The organism is Microcoleus sp. BR0-C5, from assembly GCF_036705045.1.
Lineage (GTDB): Bacteria > Cyanobacteriota > Cyanobacteriia > Cyanobacteriales > Microcoleaceae > Microcoleus.
The window spans coordinates 1-1,415 of the sequence record NZ_JAUBTR010000201.1 but is presented as its reverse complement, the minus strand read 5'-3'; the positions used below and the strand labels follow the sequence as shown (position 1 = coordinate 1,415).

Genomic DNA, 1,415 nt, shown 5'->3' with positions numbered 1-1,415 from the left:
TTCTGAAACTTTACCCAAATGGGATATCAAGATTATCCCCATTTAATAGGTACTTTATTTTTCCGCAAGTCCCTAAGCTTAAAGAGCAGGAGCCAAGCCTACAGTCGGTTCGGATCACACCGAGCAACGAGCCACTGAAACAATTAGAAATACTGTTAAAGGTATCGGAACAGCATTCAATATTGGTGGTAGACCAATTTGAGGAACTGTTTACCCTCTGCGAGGATAAAGCCAATCGGCAAGAATTTATTGACAAGTTGTTTCACCTTGCCGAAGGCCAAAAAATTGTCATAACGATGCGGGCGGACTTTTTAGGAGAGTGTACCTTCTACCCCTAGCCCTGTCAAGGTGACTTGTGAGAGGGTTCTAAGAGTCGAGCAGTAGACAGGTGGGGATGTTTAGGATCATAAATAGGAGGTCCTTTTTTCTTCTTGGGACCTCTGGGTTGCTTGAGAAAATTGAGCAAACGGACTTGCTGGCTGAGAAACAGAAGTACATTCCCGAACTCGGTTAATGGTAACGAATCAAATACCTGCCAATGAACAGGTTCTATTGCAATCATCATTCCTCGATAAACTCCTTGCATTTCTTCTACCATATAATAGGAGGAAAGCCCCGCTTCAATTTTGCCGTGACCATGCACGGTGGCTAAAGCCGCACGGACTGTGGCTAAAATATTGTAGGCGACTAAGGCTAAACAAAAAGAAAATAAAGCCGCCTGGGGATAGCCCAAGGTCTTAATTTCACATTGATAATTTTCGGTAACTACTTGAAACAAGTTTTCAATACTTCGGCGATTTCGATACAAAGATGCCACCTGGTCAGTCGAAACTTTATGTGAAGAAAGAGTGGTAAAAATAGCCACTTCTTTTTCTCCACTTTGAGTGGGTTTAAATAACCGCAGCAGGACTCGGCGCATGACTAAACTTTCTCCATTATTAGTAATGCAGACTTTTTGTTCTAATAACAAGCCAGCCTCAATTTGGCCAATTGATTTTAATTCACTCACGGGTTCCCAGGGCATCGTTTGATGTTCTCGAATAACAAAATACGCCCCTTTTTTGTTCAACCCCAATAAGAAATCCCGGGTACACATATTCCGGTCAGCCATCCATAATTCATCTCTTTCAACGGTTTCTAACACTTGAGAAAATAGCCGTCTTTCTTGAGCATGACCATCTTCACACAAAAAAATATTGATAGCTAAGTCTAAGTCCGGGTCTAGCACGACCAAAGACTTGCCAGGTAATACTTTGGCTCCTTGCCCCTTGAGTACATCTAAGCGATGGTCCGTTCCAGCCAAGCAATTTCCATCCAAAATTCTGACCTTCATTCCAGAGACATCTCCAAAAACAATTAAAGCCTTTGTGTAACGCCGGCTGTATGACGTAAATGCAATCATCCTAAATTAGCGA

At 42.4% G+C, this 1,415-nt stretch carries 2 protein-coding genes; one reads left to right on the top strand and one right to left on the bottom strand.

Translation table 11 applies throughout. The features are described 5' to 3' along the window. A partial coding sequence (locus QUB08_RS31920) for an nSTAND1 domain-containing NTPase (RefSeq protein WP_445300983.1) occupies positions 1-338 on the top strand: 338 nt, incomplete at its 5' end. A gap of 5 nt (positions 339-343) precedes the next feature. On the opposite strand, the gene QUB08_RS31915 is transcribed toward QUB08_RS31920, so the two are convergent. After that, on the bottom strand, positions 344-1,333 hold the full coding sequence (locus QUB08_RS31915) for a transposase (protein WP_333230299.1): 990 nt from the start codon (positions 1,331-1,333) through the stop codon (positions 344-346). Positions 1,334-1,415 lie beyond the last annotated feature (82 nt).

Bases quoted from the DNA above. Each gene is read 5' to 3' on its own strand.
- QUB08_RS31915 (WP_333230299.1), bottom strand. From the start codon at position 1,333: ATGAAGGTCAGAATTTTGGATGGAAATTGCTTGGCTGGAACGGACCAT.